General features: G+C 64.4%; 19 protein-coding genes and 2 tRNA genes. 14 read left to right on the top strand and 7 right to left on the bottom strand.

What is annotated here, in order from left to right; genetic code table 11:
* The 9 genes from K8R92_04320 to K8R92_04280 all read left to right on the top strand — a co-directional run.
* Positions 1 to 111, top strand: a 111-nt coding sequence (locus K8R92_04320; GenBank protein ID MCE9619113.1) for a nucleoside-diphosphate kinase, incomplete at its 5' end; no start/stop codon positions are given.
* A 130-nt stretch (positions 112 to 241) separates the two neighbouring features.
* Positions 242 to 1,279, top strand: coding sequence for a rod shape-determining protein (locus tag K8R92_04315; GenBank protein MCE9619112.1), 1,038 nt, complete (start codon positions 242 to 244; stop codon positions 1,277 to 1,279).
* 12 nt (positions 1,280 to 1,291) lie between these two features.
* Entirely contained in the window at positions 1,292 to 2,155 is an 864-nt protein-coding gene (locus K8R92_04310) for a hypothetical protein (GenBank protein MCE9619111.1), read from the top strand.
* 8 nt (positions 2,156 to 2,163) lie between these two features.
* Positions 2,164 to 2,709 carry a hypothetical protein gene (locus K8R92_04305; protein ID MCE9619110.1) on the top strand — a complete coding sequence of 182 codons (546 nt, stop codon included), beginning with the start codon at positions 2,164 to 2,166 and terminating at the stop codon, positions 2,707 to 2,709.
* A gap of 298 nt (positions 2,710 to 3,007) precedes the next feature.
* The gene (locus K8R92_04300; GenBank protein ID MCE9619109.1) at positions 3,008 to 3,544 is read left to right on the top strand and encodes a hypothetical protein; all 537 of its coding nucleotides are present in this window, start codon (positions 3,008 to 3,010) and stop codon (positions 3,542 to 3,544) included.
* Between the two features lie 16 nt (positions 3,545 to 3,560).
* The gene (locus K8R92_04295) at positions 3,561 to 4,775 is read left to right on the top strand and encodes a hypothetical protein (GenBank protein MCE9619108.1); all 1,215 of its coding nucleotides are present in this window, start codon (positions 3,561 to 3,563) and stop codon (positions 4,773 to 4,775) included.
* Between the two features lie 2 nt (positions 4,776 to 4,777).
* Entirely contained in the window at positions 4,778 to 7,657 is a 2,880-nt protein-coding gene (gene polA, locus K8R92_04290; GenBank protein MCE9619107.1) for a DNA polymerase I, read from the top strand.
* Positions 7,658 to 7,767: 110 nt separating this feature from the next.
* Positions 7,768 to 7,841, top strand: a tRNA-Asp gene (locus K8R92_04285).
* A 68-nt stretch (positions 7,842 to 7,909) separates the two neighbouring features.
* Positions 7,910 to 7,983 (top strand) — tRNA-Val (locus tag K8R92_04280).
* A 59-nt stretch (positions 7,984 to 8,042) separates the two neighbouring features.
* On the opposite strand, the gene K8R92_04275 is transcribed toward K8R92_04280, so the two are convergent.
* The 5 genes from K8R92_04275 to K8R92_04255 all read right to left on the bottom strand — a co-directional run bounded on the left by K8R92_04275 (position 8,043) and on the right by K8R92_04255 (position 13,324).
* Complete coding sequence (locus K8R92_04275; protein ID MCE9619106.1) at positions 8,043 to 9,338, bottom strand: IPT/TIG domain-containing protein; 1,296 nt, start codon at positions 9,336 to 9,338, stop codon at positions 8,043 to 8,045.
* A gap of 131 nt (positions 9,339 to 9,469) precedes the next feature.
* Positions 9,470 to 10,753, bottom strand: coding sequence for an IPT/TIG domain-containing protein (locus K8R92_04270; protein ID MCE9619105.1), 1,284 nt, complete (start codon positions 10,751 to 10,753; stop codon positions 9,470 to 9,472).
* Between the two features lie 198 nt (positions 10,754 to 10,951).
* Positions 10,952 to 12,172, bottom strand: a complete 1,221-nt coding sequence (locus K8R92_04265) for an IPT/TIG domain-containing protein (protein MCE9619104.1) — start codon at positions 12,170 to 12,172, stop codon at positions 10,952 to 10,954.
* Between the two features lie 161 nt (positions 12,173 to 12,333).
* Positions 12,334 to 12,558, bottom strand: a complete 225-nt coding sequence (locus tag K8R92_04260; GenBank protein ID MCE9619103.1) for a hypothetical protein — start codon at positions 12,556 to 12,558, stop codon at positions 12,334 to 12,336.
* A 130-nt stretch (positions 12,559 to 12,688) separates the two neighbouring features.
* The gene (locus tag K8R92_04255) at positions 12,689 to 13,324 is read right to left on the bottom strand and encodes a DUF3553 domain-containing protein (GenBank protein ID MCE9619102.1); all 636 of its coding nucleotides are present in this window, start codon (positions 13,322 to 13,324) and stop codon (positions 12,689 to 12,691) included.
* A 77-nt stretch (positions 13,325 to 13,401) separates the two neighbouring features.
* Here K8R92_04255 and K8R92_04250 point away from each other — a divergent pair, with 77 nt between their 5' ends.
* The 3 genes from K8R92_04250 to K8R92_04240 are packed head-to-tail and all read left to right on the top strand — an operon-like array spanning position 13,402 to position 16,643.
* Positions 13,402 to 14,217, top strand: coding sequence for a YmdB family metallophosphoesterase (locus K8R92_04250; protein ID MCE9619101.1), 816 nt, complete (start codon positions 13,402 to 13,404; stop codon positions 14,215 to 14,217).
* 30 nt (positions 14,218 to 14,247) lie between these two features.
* Positions 14,248 to 15,195 carry a UbiA prenyltransferase family protein gene (locus K8R92_04245; GenBank protein MCE9619100.1) on the top strand — a complete coding sequence of 316 codons (948 nt, stop codon included), beginning with the start codon at positions 14,248 to 14,250 and terminating at the stop codon, positions 15,193 to 15,195.
* 44 nt (positions 15,196 to 15,239) lie between these two features.
* The gene (locus tag K8R92_04240; protein ID MCE9619099.1) at positions 15,240 to 16,643 is read left to right on the top strand and encodes a hypothetical protein; all 1,404 of its coding nucleotides are present in this window, start codon (positions 15,240 to 15,242) and stop codon (positions 16,641 to 16,643) included.
* A 33-nt stretch (positions 16,644 to 16,676) separates the two neighbouring features.
* On the opposite strand, the gene K8R92_04235 is transcribed toward K8R92_04240, so the two are convergent.
* Positions 16,677 to 17,156: a DUF1844 domain-containing protein gene (locus K8R92_04235; protein ID MCE9619098.1), complete on the bottom strand. Its 480-nt coding sequence runs from the start codon at positions 17,154 to 17,156 to the stop codon at positions 16,677 to 16,679.
* Between the two features lie 63 nt (positions 17,157 to 17,219).
* Between K8R92_04235 and K8R92_04230 the strand changes: the two genes are divergently transcribed.
* Positions 17,220 to 18,515 (top strand): hypothetical protein, encoded by a 1,296-nt coding sequence (locus K8R92_04230; protein ID MCE9619097.1) that lies wholly within the window; start codon positions 17,220 to 17,222, stop codon positions 18,513 to 18,515.
* A 1-nt stretch (position 18,516) separates the two neighbouring features.
* Here K8R92_04230 and K8R92_04225 read toward each other — a convergent pair whose 3' ends face one another.
* On the bottom strand, positions 18,517 to 18,933 hold the full coding sequence (locus tag K8R92_04225; GenBank protein ID MCE9619096.1) for a YraN family protein: 417 nt from the start codon (positions 18,931 to 18,933) through the stop codon (positions 18,517 to 18,519).
* A 73-nt stretch (positions 18,934 to 19,006) separates the two neighbouring features.
* Here K8R92_04225 and K8R92_04220 point away from each other — a divergent pair, with 73 nt between their 5' ends.
* Positions 19,007 to 19,747 (top strand): type 1 glutamine amidotransferase, encoded by a 741-nt coding sequence (locus tag K8R92_04220; GenBank protein ID MCE9619095.1) that lies wholly within the window; start codon positions 19,007 to 19,009, stop codon positions 19,745 to 19,747.
* Positions 19,748 to 20,040 lie beyond the last annotated feature (293 nt).

Below are 20,040 nucleotides of genomic sequence, written 5' to 3'. Positions count from 1 at the left end.
GGAACCATTCGTGGCGATCTGGGCATCTTGTTCACCGAGAACCTCGTGCACGGCAGCGACTCGCTCGAGTCGGCCACGCGCGAGATCGGCATCTTCTTCCCCGATCTCTGAGGCGGCTGCCACTTTGGCCGCGGCCTGAAGCCTGCAGGTCCGGCGGGTCGGGTACACTCACGGGCCACGTCGCGGACGCTGCCAACAGGTGCGACGTGATCGCTGTGGCTGATGAGGAGGGCTGAGTTCCATGGCGCGTACCAATCCGCTGGCAATCGGACGCGACCTCGCGATCGACCTCGGTACTGCCAACACGCTCATCTATGCCCGAGGCCAAGGGGTCGTCCTGAACGAGCCCTCGGTCGTGGCCATCGACATCACCGACGGCCGCCCTGTGGCAGTCGGCATCGAGGCCAAGCGCATGATGGGCCGTACACCTGGCCGCATCAAGACCATCCGTCCGTTGAAGGACGGTGTCATCGCCGACTTCGAGGTCTGCGAGAAGATGCTGCGCTTCTTCATCCAGAAGGTGCACGCCAGTCGCTGGAGCAAGCCGCGCATGGTCATCTGCGTGCCGTCGGGCATCACCGGTGTCGAGCAACGCGCCGTGCAGGACGCGGCCGAGTACGCCGGCACCCGCAAGCCGGTGCACATCATCGAAGAGCCCATGGCTGCGGCCATCGGCGCCGACCTGCCGGTGCACGAGCCCAGCGGCAACATGATCGTCGACATCGGCGGCGGCACCACCGAGGTGGCCATCATGAGCCTGGGCGACATCGCCTGCTGCGAGAGCGTGCGGGTGGCGGGCGACGACTTTGACGAGGCCATCATCGGCCACATGAAGAAGATGTACGGCCTGCACATCGGCGAGCAGACGGCCGAGCGCATCAAGATCGAGATCGGCTCCGCGGCTGCGGTCGGCCCGCAGACCACCATGGATGTGCGCGGACGAGACATGGTGACCGGACTGCCGCGCAAGACCACCGTGACCAGCGACGAGATCCGCGAGTCCCTCTCCGAGCCGGTGAAGGCCATCTCCGAGGCGGTCCGCCGCACGCTCGAGAACGCCGAGCCTGAACTCTCCGCCGACCTGGTGGAAAATGGCGTCACGCTCGCCGGCGGCGGTGCGCTGCTGCGCGGCATGGATGTGGTGCTGAACCAATCGACGGGCCTGACCGTGAAGATCGCCGACGACCCGCTGACCTGCGTGGCCCGCGGCACCGCGATCTACCTGGAGAGTCTCGAAGCGTGGAAGTCCACGCTCGAGTCCGACGCCGACGAATATTGATCCGAAGGGCTCTTGGCACGAGGTCCTGACCAGCCGAGCCGTTTGTACCTTGCGTGCCTTCTGGCGACGGCGGCGCTCGCCATGCTGCCCAGCCGGATCGTCGCCCCCTGGACCGCCGACATCGCCGCCGTGCTCTGGCTTCCGCTCACGCCGCCCGCCCACGCCCTGACGGCGCTGCGGCACTGGCTGCGGCCGCCGCGCGACGACGCGAAATTCATTGACTCCCAGCTGCTCAGCGACGATCGCGACCGCTTCCGCGCCATGTGGCACTCCGAGCGCATCCGCGCCGAAGAGCTGGAGCAGCGGCTGCAGCAATTGGAGCGGACCCGCAAGCTCGACCGCGGGGGCCGCGAAGTCTCGCCGTTGCTGGTCAGCGTGACCGCCCGCGGCGAGGGACCCGGCGAGCGCATGCTGGCCCTCAACGCCGGAGCCCGCGACGGGGTGAAGAGCGGCGATCCCGCGGTCATCGGCGGCGACATCCTGGTGGGGCGCCTGGTGGGGGAGCCCAGCGAAGTGCGCTGCTGGCTGGCGCCGCTTTCCGATCCCTCCACCGGAAGAGTGGACGCCTACATCACCAGCGCCGACCGGCCCGAGGCGGGGCCGGGTGAATCGGTGCAGATTCAGCTGAGGCCCGATTCACGCGGCCTGCTGGTGGGCGAGATCGACGCCTTGAAGCAGGTGGCCGAGGGGGACATCGCCCGCCTCGCCGATCCGACATGGAAGGCCGCCGCCCAGGGCATGCGCATGGGCAGCGTGGTGGCGGTGCGGCGCAGCGACAAGAATCCGCTGCGCCTGCAGGTGGAGGTGAGGACCGAGGTCGAGCCCGACCGGCTGCGCCAGGTCACGCTGAAGATCGACGCGGGGACGCTGCCATGAAGTGGAGCATGTTCATTCTTGCGGTGGCCATCGCGCTGCCGATGGACGCCGCGTTCATGCCGGTCTTCTCCATCGGGGGCGCCTCTCCGAGCCTGGCCGGAATCCTCGCCGCCTTCGTCTCGCTCAATGCGCTGCGGCGCTCGGCATGGTGGGGATGCTTTCTGCTCGGGCTGCTGGTCGACCTCTCTTCGCCGCAGCTGGTCGGCGGCGAGCTGCTCTTCCTGCCGGGGCCCAACACGCTGGGTTTCGCGCTGGGCTCCGGGGCGGTCACCGTGCTGCGCGGGCTGCTGCTGCGCCGCAGCATGCTGACCGTTGCCGCGATGACCTTCGCGCTGCTCTTCGCCGCGAGCCTGGTCTGGGTCTTCCTCTGGAGCATGCGGGGTCTCTGGCCCGACGCCGCGGTGCCCTTTGCCGGCAGCGCCATGCAGGAGCTGGGCAAGCGCGCCGGCTGGTGCTGCGCCTCCGCGGTGATGGGCCTGCCGGTCGGCTGGGCGCTGAACCGCACCTACGGATGGTGGGGCTTCCCCGGAGTGGGTCCGCGGCGCTATTCGTGATCGCCGCGCATCGCAGCCGATTGATCGTCGCCGGTGGCCGGACTCGCGCCTTGATCCCATGGCGGGACGGTTTGACTTTCGTTCGGCCGCCTCTATTCTGCGGTCGTCGGAGAGGTTCTCCGATGCAGTGCGGCCTTGGAGGAATGCGGTGCAAATCCGCAACGATCGCGTCACCGTGAGCCATCGGCGAATCGAGAGATTCCCCGCGGCGAGTCGGGTCGACCAAGCCCGGCTGGCGTCTTGCTCCCTTCCTTGGATCCTGCGCGAAACAGGCCATCCGCATCGAGAAAGATTCACCATGTCACACCGTTGTGCCGCCTGCGGCATCGCCGCGTTCTTTTCCCTCTGCGTCGCCTCTTCCTCGCTCCACGCCGCCATCGTCGACACCTTCAGCGTGGGCGCGGGGTCCAAGTCCGCCACGGTCCAGATCGATTTCACAAATGGCAATGGCTACCTCTTCGATGTCCGCTGGAGCGCGAGCAGCTACACCAGCTGGAACGCGATGACCGACATCGACGCGGCGCTCTCCACGGTGTCGCTGCAGTTCGACGCCTATCCGTTTGGAATTTTCCTGGCCGGCGTGAGCGTGGGAAGCGACACCGACTACGGACAAGGCGACCTTTGGCCGATCGAGAATTTCTGGCACTACTGGGTCAAGGACTCCGGCTCCTGGGAGCAGGCCTTTGTCGGCGCTGCGGATCACCAGCTGCTTGATGGCGGTTTCGACGGATGGGTCTTTGGTTCACCCGTCGCGCCGCAAAGCGTGCCGGCGCCGGGCGCTGCGATGATCGGGCTGGCGTCGTTGCTGCGGACCAGACGCAGGATCGCCGGCTGAAAGCTACATTTGGGGCATGGCCCCTCCACGGATCGCGTTCCATGACGACGTCGGCAAGTTTGGACCGATGCTGGATCTGCGCGTCGCGGCGGAAGTGCGGTCGGGCATCCGCTGCAACTTCGAGCGGCTCGGCGTTCAGGCCCTGACCGCGCCGAAGGAATGGTCGGTTCCCCTGGAGAAGCGAAGCGGCCTGCCGGTGAACGCGCTTCCCGACGGCGAAAGCATGATGTTCCTGACCGGCCGCTTGATGGAGCTGCCCAGCGGGCTCAATTCCCTCGCCGTCGGCCACGCCATGATCGATTCGGTCGACGGCGGCATCGTGGCGGCGCATGTGACGCGGGCCACCGCGGAGCATGTCGTGGCGGGGCGCGGCTTTGACGTGGCGCTCAAGACCACGCCGCGGATCGACCTCTCCATTCTGCACCGGCCCTGGGATCTGCTCGAGAGCGATGGCTTCGACCGGCGCATGGCCGCCGACGCCAAGGCGGTCCACACCGCGTGGAAGCAGGCCAAGGAACTTGCCGAGAAGCCGGCGAAGATCGCGGCGATCACCGGCGATGTCACCATCCACGCCAGCGCGGAGATCGGCAAGTTCGTGGTGCTGGACGCCCGCGGCGGGCCGATTGTGATCGGTCCAAATACGCACATCGGCCCCCACGCGGTCATCATCGGACCCGCGTCGATCGGCGAGGGCTCGCACATCGCCCCGCACGCCGTGGTGAAGGCACGCAGCGTCATCGGCCCGCGCTGCAAGGTGGGCGGCGAGGTCGGTTCGCTGATCATGCAGGGCAACAGCAACAAGACCCACGACGGGCACTTGGGCGATTCGATCGTCGGCTCGTGGGTGAACCTGGGTGCGGGCACGCTGAACTCCAACCTGCTCAACACCTATGGCGAGGTCTCCATGCAGCTGGAGGCGGGCGCGGGACGCGAGAAGACCGGCCGCACCTTCATGGGCTGCGTCATCGGCGACCACGTGAAGTGCGCCATCGGCACGCGCATCATGACCGGCTGCGTGCTGGGCACTGGGGCCATGATCGCCTCGAGCACTCCGCCCGCGCTCTACACCGAGCGCTTCACCTGGCGGACCGACGCGGGCGAAAGCGTCTACCAGCTCGACAAGTTCCTGGCGGTGGCGGAGGTCGTGATGGCGCGGCGGCAGACCGTGCTTTCTCCCCAGGAGCGGGCGATCCTCACGCAATTGCATGCGCGGGCCGCGGCCCGGACCTAGCCGTGGCCAGCCTCTGGATCATCGACGGTCACGCGCAATTTTACCGCGCGTACCACGCCATCCGCTCGGGCATGACCAGTCCGATCACCAACGAATCCACCCACATGGTCTTCGGGTTCGTGGGCGTGCTGCTGAAATTGCTGCGCGAGCAGAAGCCCGAGCGGCTGATCCTTGTGATCGACGCGGCGGGGGACCGCGGCACCTTCCGCTCGCAGATCGACCCGGAGTACAAGGCCAACCGGGATGCGCCGCCCGATGATTTCCGCCCGCAGGTGGAGCGCTGCCTGGAGCTCTGCAAATTGCTGGGGATTCCGGTGGTCGCGGTGCCCGAGGTCGAGGCCGATGACTCCATCGCCACGCTGGTCAAGCGCGTCCGCAAGGCGCATCCGGAGTGGGAGATCCGCATCGCCAGCCGCGACAAGGATCTCGGCCAGATCCTGGACGAAAAGACCGCGCTCTTCGACGCCTCCAACGGAAATGTGCTCACCGCCGACGCGCTGTGGGAGACCAAGGGCATCCGGCCCGAGCAGGTGATCGACATGCTGACGCTGATGGGGGATCCCACCGACAATGTCCCCGGCGCCAAGGGCATCGGTCCCAAGACGGCGGTGTCGTTGATCACGCAGTACGGATCGCTGCAGGGCGTGCTGGATCATCTCGACGAGCTCACGCCTAAACGGCGCGAGGCGATCGAGGAGGCCAAGGCGAAATTCAAGCTTGGCCGCAAGCTGATCACGCTCAAGGATGATTGCGCGGTTCCGGCGGGCATTGAAGAGCCGCCGCTGAAATTGAACGAGGGCAATCGCCCGCAGGTCGCGGAGTTGATGCGGCAGCTCGGATTTCACCGCCATCAAACGGATCTGGACGCGCTGCTTGGTGGGGCACCTGTTCCTGCGCCGGCGCCCGCGGCGCCGACCACGCCGCAGGAGAAGCCTGCCAAAAAGAAAAAGGCTGATGACGGCGGGCCGAGTCTCTTTGACGCGGTTGGATCCGGCGGCGAGACGACGTCGCAAACCTATGCGATCGATCCGCTTGCGACGCGCGACGGCTCCTATCAGATGATCTCGAACGCGGAGGAACTGAAGTCATTCATCGAAGAGGTTCGCCGCAAGAAGAAAGTGATGCTGGCCTTCGACACCGAGACCGACTCGATTCATCCCTCGCGGGCGGGGCTGGTCGGCGTCTCCCTCTCGATCGCGCCCAAGAGCGGCGTCTACATCCCGCTGCGCAGTCCGCAGCCCGACGAGCACATGCACTGGAAGCAGGTGCTGCCGATCCTCAAGCCGCTGCTGGAGGACGCGAGCATTCCCAAGACGGGGCACAACGCCAAGTTCGACATCATGGTGTTGAAGAGGCATGGCGTCGAACTGGCCGGTCTGCGCGACGACACGCTGATCTCCAGTCATCTGCTGGACTCCAGCCGCATGAGCCACGGCATGGACGCGCTGGCGGAGATGCTGCTGGGACATCGCAACATCGCCATCTCGTCGCTGATCGGCAGCGGGAAAACCCAGCGCACCTTCGACCAGGTGCCGCTGCCGCTGGCCACCGAGTACGCCGCGGAAGATGCGGACATCTCGCTGCGGCTGCACCAGCTCTTCGCGCCGCTGATCAAGGCGATGCATCTTGAAAAACTGCTTGAGGAGACCGAGCTGCCGCTGGTGCATGTGCTGGCGTGCATGGAGCAGAACGGGATTCACGTCAGCGCCGAGGAATTGGACCGGCAGCGCGTGCGCCTGGAGCAGCGATCGAACTCGCTGCGCGAGCAGGTGATGGCGCTCAGCCCGCGCCCCTTCAACCTGGACTCGCCCAGGCAACTGGCGGACATTTTATTTTCACCGGCCCAGGGCGAACTGCCCGGCCTGGGCCTGCATGTGGTGAAGAAGACCCAGACCGGCGCCAGCACCGACGTGGAAGTCCTGGAGCGGCTGGCCAACGACCCGAAGGTCAAGACCCGGGTGCCGGAGCTGGTGCTGGAGTACCGCCAGTTGACCAAGCTGGTGAACACGTATCTGGTGGCCTTGCGAGACGCGATCGATCCGGCCGACGGCCGCGTGCACGCCAGCTTCCATCAGGCGGGCACGGCCACGGGTCGGCTCTCCAGCAGCGATCCGAACCTGCAGAACATTCCGATCCGCAGCGAGGATGGCCGCGAGATCCGCAAGGCCTTCCAGGCGGAGCCCGGCCACGCGCTGGTCAGCGCGGATTATTCGCAGATCGAGCTGCGGATTCTGGCCCACATGTCCCAGGACGAGGCTCTGATGCAGGCCTTCCGCGAGGGCAAGGACATCCACAAGGCGGTCGCCGCGGAGACTTTCCGAGTGCCTATCGAGCAGGTCAACGACGAGCAGCGCTCCGCCGCGAAGATGGTCAACTTCGGCATCGTCTACGGCATCACGCCCTACGGGCTGGCCCGGCGGCTGGGCGAGAAGAGCGACTACGAGCACGCCCGCGGCGTGATCGAGGACTACAAGAAGCGCTTCCGCGGCATCGAGTCCTTCCTGCGCCGCTGCGTGGAGCAGGCCAAGGAGCATGGGTACGTGCAGACCATGCTGGGGCGGCGGCGGCCGATTCCGCAGGTGCACTCCAAGAATCCCAACGAGCGCTCGCTGGGGGAGCGCATGGCGATCAACACGGTGGTGCAGGGCAGCGCCGCCGACCTGATCAAGATCGCCATGGTGCGGCTGCACGAGGTGCTGAAAAAGGAATTTCCCAAGGCGAAACTCATCCTGCAGATCCACGACGAACTACTGGTGGAGTGCCCCAAGGAGCAGGCCGAGGCGGTCCTGAAGCGCATGAAGCAGGTGATGGAGGGGGCGATGCACCTGGACATTCCGCTGCAGGCGGATGGCGGAATCGGCGGGGATTGGTTCGACACGTGAGCGGCGGCGCAGCGGATTTATCAGGGAAATTGCAGCGTGGATCGTCCACCGTGCCGCTCGTTGACCGCTTTTGAGAGTTCGCTACACTCTTCAATTCGCGATGTGCGATTGGGGTGGTAGCTCAATTGGTTAGAGTACCGGCTTGTCACGCCGGTGGTTGCGGGTTCGATTCCCGTCCACCTCGTTCGGATTGGCTTCTTGAATTGTCCTCCTTGCACGGAGGGCAATTCCCCAGAATCCTGCAAGGATTTCGGGCGCTTAGCTCAGTTGGCTAGAGCGTCGCTTTTACACAGCGAGGGTCACAGGTTCGAGTCCTGTAGCGCCCACTTTCAATTTGCAAACTCCAGCGATCGCTCGCTAGTGATCACAAGCGAGCGGCACCTCGCTACGGACAATCGCCGAAGTCCAGCAGCAGCAACCCGACATCGCCGCCGTCGACTTCGCCCGAGCCGTCCAGATCCGCCGGACATGAGTTCGACTCCTCGTAATAAAACGCGTTCGACAATGGGAAGACGCCGTCGCCCGTCGTGAGCGTGACGGTTGCCAGCCCCGCGGTTCCTGCGGGTACGACCGCGGTGATCTGCGTCGGAGAGACGACCACCAGGCTGGTCGCGGGCACTCCATTCACGCTCACGCTCGTCGTGTAGGCCATGTTGATTCCATTGATCGTGACGCTGGTTCCACCCGTCGTCGGCCCGGCCGCCGGCTGCACTCCCGTGATCGCCGCAACGCCCGACTTGATCGCGATCGTGTGGAATTGGCCCGCCCCGATGGCAATGATGTCGGAGCTCGCCGAAACCGGCACGGTGCATTGACCCGCGGAGTTAGAGCCCCAGCACAACACGGAACCGTCGCTCTTGAGTGCGGCGTTGAAGTATCCATTGCCACAGGCAATTTGAATGACGCCTGAATTCGCAGCAGCCGGGACGGTGCATTGGCCAAATGCATTGTCGCCCCAGCACAGGACTGATCCGTTGCTCTTGAGCGCGACCGTGTGCTGGAAGCCGCCCGCGATCTGGATGACGCCCGAACTGGCGGATCCGGGAACCGTGCATTGCCCCATCACATTCTGCCCCCAGCACACCACGGAACCATCGCTCTTGCGCGCGATCGAATGCTCCTTGCCTGCGGCGATCTGAACCACGCCCGAGCTGGCGGAACCGGGAGCAGTGCATTGACCCCAGCTGTTGCTGCCCCACCCGATGACGGAGCCATCATTCTTGAGCGCCAGGGTGAAGAACTCTCCACCGGCGGCTTGTAGGACGCCTGAGCTGGCGGCCACGGGAACTGTGCATTGGCCATTTGAGTTGTAGCCCCAGCACAGCACGGACCCATCGCTCTTGACCGCGATCGAGTGATTGAAGCCGGCCGCCACCTGGATGACTCCCGAGTTGGCTGAAACGGGGACGGTGCATTGACCGCTTGCGTTGCTGCCCCAGCACAGCACGGAGCCATTGCTCTTGAGCGCTATGGTGTGGCTGCCGCCGCCCGCCACCTGAGTCACGCCAAAGAGAGCGGCCGCGGGGACCGTGCTTTGTCCGGAATTGTTGTAGCCCCAGCACATCACGGAGCCGCTCGCGGCGTGCGTGGCATGGGGCGAGGCCAGCAAGGCGAGTGCCGCCAAAAGGAAGGCAGACACTTTGGAGAAGGATTTGACCAGGGCAATCGAAACTTGGTTCATGGTGCAACTCTCGGGAAGGGGTTCCGGGCACAAAGCGTCCACTGCCGCGCAGTATGGCACGATTCAATCGCCCAAACAACGCAACTTTGTACCGACCTGGGAAGTATGCCCGATCAACGAGCGGCCTCCCACTATGGACAGGGGCCGAATTCCAGCAGCACCAATCCAAGGTCGCCGCCGTCGACCTCGCCTGAGTCGTCCAGATCCATCGGGCACGTGGAGGTCCCCTCGTAGAAGAAGACGTTGGGCGAGGCGAAGACTCCGTCGGGATTCGTAATCGAGATGGAGGTCAGGCCCGCGGCATGCGCCGGGAATGTCGCGGTGATCTGCAGCGGCGAGACCACCACGATGCTGCTCGCCGCGACTCCGCCCACGCTCACGCCAGTCGTGGTGCCGAGGTTGAATCCGGTGATCGTCACGCTGGTGCCGCCGGTGCTCGGTCCGGAAGCCGGCACCACGCCCTTGACCGATGGCGGCCCGGTCAGCGCGACGGTGTGGTTCAGGCCGCCGGAGATGCCTGAAATTCCGTAGCCCGCGGTCGTTGGTACGGTGCGCTGCCCGAGATTGTTGGCTCCCCAGCAGAGCACGCTTCCATCGCCCTTGAGCGCGATCGTGAGGTAGCCGCCGCCGGCGATCTGAGCGACACCCGAATTGGCGATCGTCGGCACATTGCTCTGGCCATCGCCGTTGTTGCCCCAGCAAAGCACCGAGCCGTTGCTCTTGAGCGCGATGGAGTGGTAGCCGGTGCCGGCGATCTGGACGACTCCCGAATTGGCCGCCGCGGGAACGGTGCGCTGCCCGAACGTGTTGTCACCCCAGCAAAGCACGGAGCCGTCGCTCTTGAGCGCGATGGTGTGGATCAGGCCGCCCGCAATCTGGATCACGCCGGAGTTTGCGGCCGCCGGAACATTGCATTCGCCGTCGGCGTTGTAGCCCCAGCAGAGCACGGCGCCGCCCTTGAGCGCGATGGTGTGGAAGCCGCCCGCGGCAACCTGTGTGACTCCGGAATTGGCGGCGGCGGGAACTGTGAGCTGGCCATAATTGTTGTTGCCCCAGCAGAGCACGGCGCCGCCCTTGAGCGCGACGGTGTGGTAAAGGCCGCCGGCGACCTGCGTGACTCCCGAGATCGCCGTGGCGGGCACGTTGCACTGGGTTTCGGAGTTGCGGCCCCAGCAGAGCACGGATCCATTGCTCTTGAGCGCGATGGTGTGGTAGCCGCCGGCGGCGATTTGCGTGACGGTGCCATCGGCTGCGGCCGGGACGGTGCACTGTCCATAGGCATTGTCGCCCCAGCAAAGCACGGAGATGGCACTGGCCATCGCGGCCTGGGGCAGTGCAATCAATGCGATCGTCGCGGTCACGAAGAGGAAAAATGGCGCGATCGATTTTGCGATCGAGTTGGACGTCGGGTTCATGATTCAATCTCCAAAGAGGTCGAGGCTTCAAAACTGCCCGCGGACGGGGCAGTATGGCACCAACCCCTCAAATGAACAAATGGACCCAAGCGCATGCAAAAGAGGCGCCACGCAGAGCGCCTCTTGGAACCGCCTTGCGTGTGACTTCACGACCGGGTGTGCACACCGTCGCTCAGTCAGTCCATCGCGAATTCGTGATCAGGGGCAGGGACCAAAGTCCAGCAGCACCAATCCGATGTCGCCGCCGTCGACTTCGCCCGAACCATCCAGATCGGCCGGGCAAGATGACAGCTCCACATAATTGAAAGCATCGGGAGCCGTGAAATCGCCTTGGGGCGTGGTGACCGTGAGCGTCGCAAACCCCGCGGTTCCGGCCGGCACGACCGCCGTGATCTTCGTGCTCGAAAACGCCACCACGCTGGTCGCGGCGACACCGTTGAATGTCACGCTGGTGGCCGCGGCAAAGTTGATTCCGGTGATGGTGACACTTGTTCCGCCAGCGGTCGGTCCGCCCGCGGGCAGGACTCCGCCGATTGTGGGCGCCAAATTTTGGAGCGCGACGGTATGCAAACGACCTCCCGCAATCTGGACGACATTGGCGGAGGCGCCGGCCGGGACATCGCCTTGACCTTGGGCGTTGTTGCCCCAGCAAAGCACATTGCCGTCGCTCTTGAGCGCGATCGCGTGGTAGGCGCCGGCGGCAATCTGGATGACCCCGGAGCTGGCGGCTGCGGGGGGCGTGCCTTCACCAAAGAAGTCGCTGCCCCAGCAAATCACCGAGCCATTGCTCTTGAGCGCCACCGTGAAAGTCGCGCCGCCTTCGATTTGAGTGACTCCCGAAAATGCGAGCGCCGGAACATCGCATTGGCCAGAGGAGTTGTCGCCCCAGCACAGCACGGATCCGTTGCTCTTGAGCGCGATCGTGTGGCTGTCGCCGGATGCAATCTTGACGACACCCGAAGCGGCAGCTCCCGGGACGGTGCATTGACCGACATCGTTGGAGCCCCAGCACAGCACGGAACCGTTGCTCTTGAGCGCCACCGTGTGGTATTGACCACCGGCAACCTGAGTCACGCCCGAGGTGGCGGATGCCGGGATGGTGCATTGACCTTGGGCGTTGTAGCCCCAGGCCAGGACGGAGCCGTTGCTCTTGAGCGCGATGGAGTGATAGCTGCCCGCGGCGATCTGAATGACACCCGTATTGGCGGCGGCAGGAACCGTGCTTTGGCCCGAAAAGTTGTCTCCCCAGGCCAGCACCGCTCCGTAGCTCTTGAGCGCCAGCGAGTGGAAATCGCCGCTGGCAACTTGAATGACATCCGTGTCCGCCTGATCATGCACATTGCATTGGCCTTCGGTGTTGCGGCCCCAGCAAAGCACGGGAGTGCCCACGGCAAGCGCGTCCTGAGGCAGCGCGAACAAGGCGAGTGCGGCGATAGCGAGAATGGAACAACGAACGCATGACGTTGCCGACAGGCGGGAAAATTGGAGCACGATGGACTTCTTTCGGAAAATGGTCACAACACGGGACGCTGGCTTGAGCCCATCCAGTATGGCACAATTTCCGCCGGCACGTGCTCACTTCACTGCTTGGGCTTGCGCTTCTTGTTCTTGGTCTGCTGGATCAGCGACCGCAACGCGGTGTTTTCGCGGCGTGTGGCCTCGATGTCGAAGGCCAGGTAGGTGCACAGCATACGCAGCGCGTTGATCGTCTCGCGCACGCGGTTTCTTTGCTGCGGCGAAACTCCCTCGGCGCCCAGGCACACGGCGTCCAGCTGATCGAGAGCTTCCTTGACTTTCATTTCCATCGGACTACACCCTCCACAGCCATGGTCTGAAATAGGAGCCGATTGGCAAGCGGGAGATGGGAGTTCGCGCCGAATAGTGGCGATAACCCCCGCACAGGCGGAACAGGCGGAACGCGCAATCAAATTGGCTTCAGCGCATGCTGCGGATCTTCTGCACGGCCCGCTGCGCCATCGGCGGCGCCTTCACGAGCGCCTCGCTGAGCACCTCGGGTTCGCGGCGACATTCGGTTAGCAGCCGCCCTAGGTGCGCGTCCAGCTCGAAGCGCCAGCGAGTGTGAAATTGCTCCAATTCCTGTCGGTTGAAGCGGCTCAGAGGATCGTCGAAACCGCTCTGGGCCACGGCCCAATCCACCAGCCTCGCCCCCGTGGACTCGAAGCGATAGAGCTGCAGCGTGACTTCAAGTCGCTTGCGAAGACTCAGGAAGGGATCGGTCGCCTGCGGGGTGATCGCCGTCATCACATCCGCGAGTTTCTGCCCGCCGATCTCGCCCAGCCAGCCGCCCTCGCGCTTCAATTCAAATTGGGCCAGCGTGGGTCGGGAGTGAATGCTTTGGGCGACATCGGTCGCGACCTCGTTGGTGATCTCCAGGTCGGCGGCGCTGGCCAGCAGAGTCTTGGTGCCGATGTTGGGAAATCGAATCCAGAGCCGCTGATCGGTCTTGCCTTCGCGAGTCAGCATCTCCACTTTCAGAATGGAACCAATGCCCCATTCGGGCCGCTTGTTGTGGCGAACCTGATCACCGTTATGAAACGCTGTGACGGACATGGTTGGGATTCAATCTTGCGGACTGCTCCGATGGAGAGCCCGCGCTTGCGGTAGAGTGTAACCAGATGGCCCGACCGATGCGAATTCTCTTCCTTGGGGATGTGGTGGGGGCGCCGGGCCGCGGCGCAATTCAAAAGCATTTGCCGGAGTTACGCGAGAAGCACGCGGTGGATGTGGCGATCGTCAACGGAGAAAACATCCGCAACGGCTCGGGGATTACTCCCGATCTGCTGCTTTCCCTGCTGGACGCGGGGGCGGACGCCGTGACGCTGGGCGACCACGTCTATCGCGATCCCAAGATCACTGCGTCGCTGGAGGATCCCGCCGTGCGCGTCTGCAGGCCCGCGAATCTTTCCGACCGAGCTCCCGGCAAACGCTGGGTACGCATTCCCGCAGCGGCGGGGCGGCCGCGCGATGTCTTCGTGACCACGCTGCTGGGCCGCATCTATTTTCCACTGCCCGCTGACGATCCATTTGCAGCCGCCGACCGCGTGCTCAAGGAACTTCCCGAGAAGCGCCCCTTGGTGATCGTGGAAGCCCACATGGAAGTGACCAGCGAGAAGGCGGCCTTGGCGCACCATCTGGATGGCCGCGTCGCCGCCGTCATCGGAACTCACACGCATGTGCCCACCGCCGACGCGCGAATTCTTTCGGGCGGCACCGCCTTCATCACCGACGTGGGCATGTGCGGCCCCTGCGATGGCGTGATCGGCCGCGACGCGAGCCGCGTGGTGCACCACATGACCACGGCGCTGCCGGTCCAGTATGAAGTCTCCGCCGGCGAGGTGCGCGTTTCCGGCGTCCTGATCGAAGTCAGCAGCGACACCGGCCTGGCCCTGAAGATCGAGCGCGTGGAAGCGGGCGAGGACCGCAAGACCTCCACGATTTCTTGAAAGCATCTGGATTTGACCGATACAAGACGCATGAATCCCTGGGTGTCCCTCTTCCGTCCCGGCGACTGGGTCAAGAATGTCTTTGTGCTTTTGCCGATGCTCTTCTGGTTCTCCGGTCAGGGCCGCGACACCTCACATGAAGTCCTGCACGACAAGTTGATCGCGCTGCTGCTGGCCTTCATCGCATTCTGCGTGACCGCCAGCGGAACCTACGCCGTCAATGACGCCCACGATGCCGCCGAGGACCGCAAGCATCCGGTGAAGCGCTCGCGCCCGGTCGCCTCCGGCGCGATTGGCGAGGGAACCGCCACCACCGTCGGCGTGCTGCTGATGATCGCGGGCACGCTGCTGGGCTGGTGGATCAACACCAGCACCGGCATGATCATGCTGAGCTACGTGGTGCTGCAACTGATCTACAACGTGCGCTTCAAGGTGACGCCCTTCGTCGACGTCGCCATCGTGGCCACCGGCTTCTGCCTGCGCGCCGCGGTGGGCGCGACTTCGATCCAGGTGAAAATCTCCATCTGGCTGATCCTCTGCGTCTTCTTCCTCACGCTTTTCCTGGGCTTCACCAAGCGGCTCTGCGACAAGGCCTCCGCAGAGAACGCGGTCCGGCAGGGGGAGATCGTGGAATGGAAGTCGCGCGCCGGCTACGACAGCCGCGACGAGCTCAACTGGCTGCTGGCACTGAGCGCCGGCCTGGTGCTGGTGACCTACCTCATGTACACGCTCTCAGAGCACGCCAACGGACTCTATGGCAGCCGCGCGCTGGGGCTCTCGCTGCTCACGCCCTTCGTGGCGATCAGCATCCATCGCTTCTATCGCCGCGCCAATCTCGGCCTGTCGGACAAGCCGCTTGAAACGTTGACCGAGGACCGCGTGCTGCTGGCGGCGATCGGCCTCTACTTTGTCGGCGCCCTCCTGGTGCTCTACTACCCGCCCGTCGAACGCATCCTTGGGGAGATGCTGGTGCGCTAATCGGGCTCCGGATTTCCTGCGCGGGCTTACGATTGACAAGCGACATGCAGCAGAACCGAAACAATGTCGTCGGTTGGAGCACACTGACGGTGCTCTTCTTTGTCCTGACGCTGCCGGCAATTCTTACCGGGCGCGGCGGCACGATCATGGCCTACGACCTCACCAGTTTTCACTGGATCGAGATCCAGCGGATCGCCAAGACATTTCCCGCATTCGAGATGGCCGATTCCTTTTCCGCGACGGCCCCGGGCTTCCACTGGTCTCTCGCGGGCGTGGAGCACTTCACGCAGTGCACCTTCACGCAGCTGCGAGTGGTGGGGAGCACCTTCGCGCTGCTGGCCTTCCTGATCTGCTGGCAGGTGACGCAATATTGGGTCGGGCCCCTGCGCGGTGTGCTCTGCATCGCGCCGTTGATGCTCTCCAACTATCTGCTGGGCTCGGCGATCTGGATGACCACCGACACGCCGGGATTCGCGCTGGGGGCACTCGCTCTGGCAATGTCCTTCTGCTGCACGTGCGGCTTGCGGCCCTCGTTGATGGGTGGGCTCTTCACCGCGGCGGCGGTGGGGGTGCGGCAGACTTCGCTCTGGTGCGCCGGGCCGGGTGTGATTGCGTTGTTTCGCCATTGGCGCAGCTCCGATCGGCGCGACCCGGCGATGCTGGCCATGCAGATCGGCATGTGGATCGTTCCGCCGTTGGCCGTGCTGGCGCATCTGATCCACGAATGGGGCGGGCTGGTGCCGCCGCGCTTCCAGCAATTTCACTCGAGCACCGTGAATCTGATCGCGCCCGCGGTCACGCTGGCTTTGCTGGGATTGTGGGGCTGCGTCCTGCTTCCATGCCTTCTCGCAAGTCTCTCCAAGCGGCAGCGCTCTGTGGCGCTGGTCGCGGGCTTGCTGGCCTGCGCCTTCGCCTGCTGCGTGCCCACCACGCAGCACATCGTGATCCGTCCCGACAGCCAGGTCGAAGGCACTCCGAGCCAAGGCCGCATGCCGGAGTTCGACGCGGACCCGAAGAACATCGCCACCACCGGAGTGGGCCGCTGGGGCGGACCGATCTGGACGATCGCCAGTCGAAGCCCCTCGATGAAAGACATCTCGTGGGGCGTCGTGGGTTTCGCGGGTCTGGGCGGTGCAGTAATCGCGGGGCTCTCGATGCGGGCCGCCTCGAGGCGGAACTCCCAGGCCGCGTGGGTCGTCTGCACGATGCTGGCGGCGATGACCGCCGCGCAGATGGCCAACTCGCAGAACTTCGAGCGCTACTTTGATCCGTGGGTGCTGCTGGGGCTGGGCTGGCTGGCGGCGGCGGGCACGCAGGATGATCGGGGCGAATCGCAGGAGAGCAAGTGGTGCATCGCTGGCCTCGTGCTCATGGCGATCATTCAATTCGGGATCAGCGTCGCGCAGATCTACATCCCGGCCTTCACTGGGCCGCCGCTCAATCTCTGATTTCAGAAAATCAACGTTGCGTTGCCGGCGCTCTTACGGAATCACCAGCTTGGGGCCGCTGCCTGCGTCGGGATTCTTGCGTGACGCAGCCGGAGCGCCGCCGCTGAGCGACTCGACGCCCTGGCCGCTGGCCATCTTGGCCGCGACCATCTGGGCGATCTGCACGAATCGCGCCCTCAGCTCGCCCAGCACTTCGCTGAGTTCGGCCTGCTCCTCGGGCGTGAGATTGCCCTTGGTTTTTTCCTCGACCACGGCAAGCAGATCGATGGCGAACTTGGAGCCCATGATGTCGACCATCACGCGGCCCTGCGGATCGGTGTAGCCGCCGAGGCCGCTGATCGCCTGCGAGGCCAGCAATCCGACTAGGCTGCGGAAATCGGCGGGGGGCAACTCGTCCTTGCCGGGCTTGGCGGGGCGGCTCGCCTCCTGCTTGGTCAGCTTCTCCTTCTCCGCCTGGGCCTGGGCTTTCCAGTCGGAATCCACCTGAATCTTCGGCGCGTTTTCGTCGGTCATTGTCGGGCGAGTATAGGGCTCCACGCGCCACCGAGGCGACTTCATTTGACTAGACTTTGCCCCATGCGATCGTGGCCTCTGGACCCGGTGGGTCGATTCATCGCGCTGCTGCTGCTGGGGGGTTGCATCGCGACGGACTCCACGCCCAAGGGCGCCGTCGAGGTGGACTCCTGTGCCTTCAGCCAGGGCAATGTTCCCGCCAAGGTGAATCCGAGCATCGTGAACATTCCCGACTCGGAGTTCGAGCCGCCCAAAATCGTCAGCGATGACCAGAGCGTGACCGACGCCAACGGCAACGTGGTCACCACCGACAAGACCACTCTGGTCTCCAAGGCTCCCGACGGCATGACGATGACCCAGAAGGAACCCGAGAAGATCGATGTGCAGGTGAAGGTGGACCAGAAGTGGCCGGTCGACGCGCTCGTGGGCCAGGTCAACGGCAAGCCGCTGTATGCCAGCGAGTTTCTCAAGTCCAGAGAGGACCGCATCACCACGATCGCGGCCATGCCCGATCGCGTGAAGGCCCGCGACCAGGTGGTGCAGATGGTCAGCGAGGCCTTCGATCAGTATGTGAACAACATGCTGATCATCTCCGAGGCGGAGGCCATGATCCCGGCGGGTGCCAAGGAGGGCGTGCTGGCCTGGTTGAAGGACTTGCAGGAGAAGGAGATTGCCAACCGCGGAGGCAGCCGAGCCGAGGCGCAGCGCAGCATCGAGGAAGAGTTCCCCGGCACCACCATCGAGGAGTTCATGAACCGCCAGAAGAACCAGGCGCTGGCGGGCGATCTGCTGCGGCGGCGCATCCAGCCGCGGACTATCGTGAGCTGGCGCGACATGGAGCGCCTCTACGACCAGAACAGCGCCTCCTACAACCCTCTGCCGACGATCCGGGTGGGGCGCATCGCGCTGCTCAAGAGCGACACGGCGCAGGTGGACAAAGCCAAGGCGAGCTTCGCCGAGGGCAAGACCTTCGCGCAAGTCGCCGCGGAGCTCAAGCTTCCCGACGGCGGCTTCTGGCGCGAGTTCACCATTCCCAGCGGCGGCATCGACGCTGTGCCCGACTTGGTGGATGAGATGAAGACGCGGATCAAGGGGCTCGAACTGAACAAGGTCGACGGGCCGTCGGAGACCAAGACCCAGGTGGTCTGGATGACGCTGATTTCGTCTCAGCAGGAGCCGGCGAGGTCGATCTTCGATCCGCCGCTGCAGTTGCAGCTGCGCCGCCAGATCGAGAACCAGCGCTACGGCCTGGAACAGCAGCGCTACTTCATGAATCTGCGCTCGCGCTGGGTCGCCGCCGATCTTGAGGCGATGAAGCTGCGCCTGATCAACATCACGATGGCGCGCTACTTCCGCTAGGTCAGGCGTCGAAAGCGCGCTCGATGTGGCGAAGATTCATGGGCCGCTGGTTCCGATCCATCTCCACGGCTACGACGTCGAAACGGACTTGATAGCCGCGGAACATGCGACGCGAGAGCAGAATCTCCGCGGCGCGGACCAGGCGGCGCTGCTTGACTCGGTCCACGCGAAGTTCCGGCGCGTGCGTGCCGGCGCGGCGGGCCTTGACCTCGACCAGGATGAGCAAGTTGGTGCCGGGCCGCGTGGCGAGCAAGTCGATCTCCAGATGGCCCAGCCGCAGGTTGCGTGCCGCGATCGTGCAGCCCTTGGACTCAAGCAGATCCGCCGCCGCGTCCTCGGCGTTGCGGCCGGAAGTCATCCTTTCGGCGGCGCGTTGAACCGCGAGTGTTTGCTTGGCATCGGGTCCGTCCATGTTCATGCGAGTCATTGTGGGGGCGCCACGCGGCCGCGCCCGAATGCCTGCGGATTTTCTTCGTGCTATCTTTCGATCCATGGCCATCGTCATCTTTCAACATTCGTCTGATTGTCCCGCCGACCTGCTCATGGAATCGCTGCGGCATCATGGGCAGCGCATCCATGTGATCGAGCTGAACGCGGGGGGCGTGGTGCCGCCGGACTTGGATGACGTGCATGGCGTGGTATCGCTGGGCGGGCCGCAGACGGTGCATCTGAACAACGCGCCGTGGATGGCCCCGGAAAAGGCTTTCCTGAAGATGGCCCACGAGGCGGGCGTGCCGGTGCTCGGGCTTTGCCTGGGCGCGCAGTTGCTGGCGGCCGCACTGGGCGGCGAGACGCGGGCCATGAGCAAGCCGGAGATCGGCTGGCATGCGGTCAAGCTGAACGCCGTCGGACGGGAGGACGCGCTCTTCACGGGGCAGCCCTGGTCGCAGCCGCAGATGTGCTGGCACTCCGACGAGGTGAGCAAGTTGCCGGCAGGCGGAGTTGTGCTTGCGTCGAGCACTGCGTGTCCAATCCACGCGTTTTCAGTGGGGCTGCGAAGTTTCGGCGTGCAGTACCACCCGGAGTGGAATCGCGAGACGATCATGGGCCAGATCAATGGCGGGGCGGCTGAATTGCAGAAGGCAGGGTTGGACGGCAATCAGATGCGAACGCAGACCGAAACCAATGCCGCCAATCAGGCGCGGCTCGGGCGCAGGTTCTTCGACGCGGTGAACATTGTGCTCATGCCGGGCGACCGCGTGCATCAGGGCGTGCCGGCGAATCATAGTTAGGCCTCTTTGGAGACTAATTACTTGGCACCCATACACGGCAATATTTGGACTGAACTCAAGGAGCCACTCCGTATTTTTGCTCGGGCTCTCGTCTTCAGATTGGTCCAACAATGTGACAGGGACACGGATTGCCTAGCCCAATACTGGCCGGCAGGCCGAAGCCCTCGAAAAAAAAATTTGGATTACGAGCCTCAACACTATTTTCACATCCTCACATGGAAATATTCAAATTATGGAAACAACTCGCCGCCCACCACACTTCCGGATGAGGCTCGTTATGACAGCGTACGTTC

Source organism: Planctomycetota bacterium (assembly GCA_021414025.1).
In the GTDB taxonomy this organism is placed as follows: Bacteria; Planctomycetota; Phycisphaerae; order Phycisphaerales; family SM1A02; genus SYAC01.
This window is presented reverse-complemented; position numbering and strand designations above follow the sequence as displayed.

Bases quoted from the DNA above. Each gene is read 5' to 3' on its own strand.
- K8R92_04225 (MCE9619096.1), bottom strand. From the start codon at position 18,933: ATGAACATGGACGGACCCGATGCCAAGCAAACACTCGCGGTTCAACGC.
- K8R92_04295 (MCE9619108.1), top strand. From the start codon at position 3,561: ATGGCCCCTCCACGGATCGCGTTCCATGACGACGTCGGCAAGTTTGGA.
- K8R92_04220 (MCE9619095.1), top strand. From the start codon at position 19,007: ATGGCCATCGTCATCTTTCAACATTCGTCTGATTGTCCCGCCGACCTG.
- K8R92_04275 (MCE9619106.1), bottom strand. From the start codon at position 9,338: ATGAACCAAGTTTCGATTGCCCTGGTCAAATCCTTCTCCAAAGTGTCT.
- K8R92_04235 (MCE9619098.1), bottom strand. From the start codon at position 17,156: ATGACCGACGAAAACGCGCCGAAGATTCAGGTGGATTCCGACTGGAAA.
- K8R92_04230 (MCE9619097.1), top strand. From the start codon at position 17,220: ATGCGATCGTGGCCTCTGGACCCGGTGGGTCGATTCATCGCGCTGCTG.
- K8R92_04300 (MCE9619109.1), top strand. From the start codon at position 3,008: ATGTCACACCGTTGTGCCGCCTGCGGCATCGCCGCGTTCTTTTCCCTC.
- K8R92_04240 (MCE9619099.1), top strand. From the start codon at position 15,240: ATGCAGCAGAACCGAAACAATGTCGTCGGTTGGAGCACACTGACGGTG.
- K8R92_04315 (MCE9619112.1), top strand. From the start codon at position 242: ATGGCGCGTACCAATCCGCTGGCAATCGGACGCGACCTCGCGATCGAC.
- K8R92_04260 (MCE9619103.1), bottom strand. From the start codon at position 12,558: ATGGAAATGAAAGTCAAGGAAGCTCTCGATCAGCTGGACGCCGTGTGC.
- K8R92_04245 (MCE9619100.1), top strand. From the start codon at position 14,248: ATGAATCCCTGGGTGTCCCTCTTCCGTCCCGGCGACTGGGTCAAGAAT.
- K8R92_04255 (MCE9619102.1), bottom strand. From the start codon at position 13,324: ATGTCCGTCACAGCGTTTCATAACGGTGATCAGGTTCGCCACAACAAG.
- K8R92_04250 (MCE9619101.1), top strand. From the start codon at position 13,402: ATGCGAATTCTCTTCCTTGGGGATGTGGTGGGGGCGCCGGGCCGCGGC.
- K8R92_04270 (MCE9619105.1), bottom strand. From the start codon at position 10,753: ATGAACCCGACGTCCAACTCGATCGCAAAATCGATCGCGCCATTTTTC.
- K8R92_04305 (MCE9619110.1), top strand. From the start codon at position 2,164: ATGTTCATTCTTGCGGTGGCCATCGCGCTGCCGATGGACGCCGCGTTC.